This is a genomic window from Methanospirillum hungatei (assembly GCF_020216685.1).
GTDB lineage: Archaea > Halobacteriota > Methanomicrobia > Methanomicrobiales > Methanospirillaceae > Methanospirillum > Methanospirillum hungatei_B.
Genome location: NZ_JAIWNS010000281.1, coordinates 1 through 3,708, shown reverse-complemented (window position 1 = coordinate 3,708; position 3,708 = coordinate 1). Strand labels below are relative to the sequence as shown.

Here is a 3,708-nt window from a genome sequence, read left to right as displayed (position 1 = left end):
TGCCCATATAATATGGTATTTAAGGAAAAAATCGATATAAAACCGTATTCACTTCTTTCATTCCGAGCGGGAGATCTTATCCGGGGATTCATTAAAGTGCATGGCAATAAGCAGGAATTTGTCCCTGAAATTGTTTCAAGAATAAATGAACATTCAAATGCAGTTCATTTTAAAGGTCATCATTATTCAGTGGAAGAGATATCGGTCAGAAAGGTTGAACCTTCTTCTTTTGAATGGGGTGACAGAGTAAGGATTCAGTCCCTTTCTCCTTTATATCTTGAGAAGAATGAAAGGATGGAGATCCTTCCTGAATTATCTCATATTCTTTCTGCTTCGATTCGGGCATATAATCGTGTCTGTAAATTTTATGCCAGAGAATCATACCCGTATCGAACAGAAATAGATTTAAAGAGCCTTCATGCCCCAATTCTTGATTATGATATAAAAACCGTTCAAATTGCGCATAAATCCATGGAAGGTAAAAGGATTTTACTCAAAGGGATATCGGGAAATATTCTCTACGATACATCAACTGTTTCATCAGAAGCAGGAAAAATCCTTCACATGGGGTCTCATCTCCAGATTGGTAAGCATAGTACGTATGGTTTTGGTGGTTTTATGATGAAATGTGAGGTCTAATATGAATGAAAGAATTGGAGTTATGGACTGGTTTACCAAAGTCCGATCTGATATTACATACGGTCATGAAAGTGATGGGAAGACAGGTTTGCTCATTGATGAAATTGCTTCTTCTTTTGGATCAAAAAGTCTTTCTGATGCTGCAACCCGGATAAGTAAAGTATTAGAACAGAATGATTTTTTACAATCTGTCTGTTCGGATACTAGGCTTCCTGTCTGTTCATTGTATCATCATCTTCGTAATACTGCAGCTATTGCGGTCTGTTTACTGGTCGATAAGATACTTGATGATGATCAGTTTATCCGGATATCCCTTTCTGAGTATGGTCTGACTAATGATCAATTAGGGCAGTATAGGAAAGAGGATCTGGTAGCTCTCGTTCGAATTGGTTCATTATTTCATGATTTAGGAAAGGTTCGATCTTTTTCTTCTGAACGAAAGAATGTGAGATTTTATGAACATGTGTCATTGACTGAAGAGATTGTCAGGGAGATTTTATCAAAAGTAGATCCTTCCTTTGTCTCACGGTTTGGTCTTGATGCTGTCCTTCCCCTCCTTGCCCGGAGACATCATGCGAAAGAGGCAACAACAAGGCTTGAGAAATTCATTCATGCCGGAGATGTAGTCTCTTCTTCTGCTGATCGTCAGTATGAGGTTTCCGGAGAGGTAAAAGATGGAAAATTAGTTATCTATTCTAAAGATCCCGTTTTTCCTCATGAGATTAATTGTAATGACGGTGATTATGCTTGTTCGGTAACTCCCCATACCATTCTATTGGGGTATAAACAGGACAAAACGGTTCCAGTCAGACCGAAGAATGAGAATGAAAAATACCGGATACTTTTTAAAGATTCGGTTGTTCAGGGTGGACCTGGAGAATTTCTTGGGGACTGGTCTTTTCCAGGGGGTAAAATCGGGTATCTCTCCCTTGATATTATGCAGATCCAGGACTTCATTATGGAAGCGGATAAATTACCGATGCTTCGTGGAGGGAGTGAGATCGTTTCGAATGTTCTCCAGGATATCAAGAAGTTGATTGCAGAGGATCTGGGAGATGAGGCTGTTTTGTTCTCTGACGGTGGTAATCTTCTGGCTTTTTGTCCTTCAAATGCAGCGTGGCTGAATAGAATGAAGGAGAAGGCTGAAGAGAAGGTCACATTTGCAAGTGACGGGATACTTCGTGCTGCCGTGACGACAGGTACGATACCGTTAAAGAATCTTGCAGGGTCATTTTATGATTTCCTGAAAGGTATCGTGAATGAACTGAATATGATAAAACAAGAACCATATTCTGTCTCTAGTATTCATCCTCCTAAAAAGGATCTGATCTGTGATGCCTGCAGGAACCGTCTTATTACCGGAAGTCTTCAGATTGAAGGTAAGACAAAGAATTATTGTTCGGTTTGTGCAAAAAAAGAGAATTTTGGGCGGATACAACGCGATGAGGCAAGGAGAGGGAGAACCAGCAGAATTACTCCCTGGCCATTTACCTTTATCAGGGAGAATAATCTCCGATACCCTCATGAATTGACTGATATCGGGGATTCTATTGCGGTTATTGCGATTGACGGGAACATGATGGGGCGACTTTTTTCTCATACTCTGACACCTGCGGAGTATACGTTTAAGAGTGAGCAGTTTTCTCGTCGTTTTATGGGTGTTGTCAGAGAGAGTCTTGAGGATTTGATGGCAGCGGATCAGAATAAAAAAGATCCAAGACAGAGATTGCTCCTTTATAACCCAAAACCTAAGGAGAATGGAGAGTCGTTTTCGGGAACCAGCTGTGGCTTTGATATCATTTATGACGGTGGTGATGATCTATTGATTATCATGAATGCAAAAGCTGCACTGCTATTCTGTCAGGACCTGATCACCCGGGTCGCTAAAGCATTTTCTTTTGATAAAAGCCTAACCAATGGTTCTCAATATGACACGTATCACTATCATACGGTTACAATTTCCTGTGGTGTAGCTATTGCAGATAATAAATTTCCCATCTATTTCCTGCTTGACAGGGCTCGATCCATGGAATCAAAAGCAAAAGAGGCATTCAGAAAAAAGAGCACTACAGATAAACTCAATTTAATAAACCTGCCTGCCGGGGCAGTTGCATTTATTGCGGTGCAGGGAGCTATGCCTTCTTCAGATTATGCCTGTTATGTGCTTCCTGATGATACGAATGAGATGGATATGCTGATGAAGATCATTCATGATGGTCTTGATTCTGATAACCGTTCAGGGGTTCGTGATCTTATTACCTGTGGTGATACAGCTCTTGAGAAACTAAACTTTATCAAATATAATTATGCGTCAGCCCTTCGGAAGCAGCAGGGTGTAATGGAGAGGATTCTCGCTGCCGGGTTGATGGCTGACATAGTGAATAGTGCTGAACGGGGGGGTCATGGGAGAAATATTCATGGTGCGATTAAGATGGTTGTTCCCCTTCTCTGGCATGCAGGAGGTGAGGAATGATGGAGATATGGACGGTTAATCTCTGTTTTATCTCTCCATTTCATACTACCGGGAATAATATGGGATCTTTTATCCGGATTGCACGGTGTCAGGACAGGTCAGGGAAGAGCATTCCTTACATTCCGGCAACCCACCTGAAAGGAGTGATGCGGTGTGAAGCAGAACGGATTATGAGGGGTTCTGCAGGGATATCGTGTTTCGTTACCGGAAATCCTTGTTCACCTGACCATGAAATTACGGTTTGTGATGAGGTGAAAGCAGGGAGATATGGGTGCCCTGTCTGTTCTCTCTTTGGTGTTCCCAATACCGACGGCGGAGGCGGTTTTCGTGAAGGGAAGTTACGTGTTCTTGATTTTTATCCTTCAAAGAAAGAAGAGGGAGTGAATGTTCTCCGAAGGAGTCATGTGATGATTAATCGTGAGTTCCAGGTTAAAGAAGAGCATGCTCTGTATTCTGAAGAGGTCATTCCTTCAGGTACGGTTTTTACGGGAGATATTATCATACGAACCGGTCTTACTGATGAAGAAGAACGGGTTTTTCTGGCGAGCCTGCATGCCATGGCCTGGTACGGGCTTGGGAAGAACCGGTCACGAGGG

The 3,708-nt window shown here is 42.0% G+C and carries 3 protein-coding genes; all 3 read left to right on the top strand.

Annotated features, from left to right (window positions below):
• Positions 1-639 (top strand): CRISPR system precrRNA processing endoribonuclease RAMP protein Cas6 (cas6, locus tag LDL35_RS14955; protein ID WP_304023946.1); only part of this gene is annotated, 639 nt, incomplete at its 5' end.
• 1 nt (position 640) lies between these two features.
• Positions 641-3,112 carry an HD domain-containing protein gene (locus tag LDL35_RS14950; RefSeq protein ID WP_304023943.1) on the top strand — a complete coding sequence of 824 codons (2,472 nt, stop codon included), beginning with the start codon at positions 641-643 and terminating at the stop codon, positions 3,110-3,112.
• The coding region (locus tag LDL35_RS14945; protein ID WP_304023940.1) for an RAMP superfamily CRISPR-associated protein at positions 3,109-3,708 on the top strand (600 nt) is incomplete at its 3' end. The genes LDL35_RS14950 and LDL35_RS14945, both read left to right, overlap by 4 nt.

Excerpts from the sequence above, each read along its gene's own strand:
- LDL35_RS14950 (WP_304023943.1), top strand. The coding sequence starts at position 641 with ATGAATGAAAGAATTGGAGTTATGGACTGGTTTACCAAAGTCCGATCT.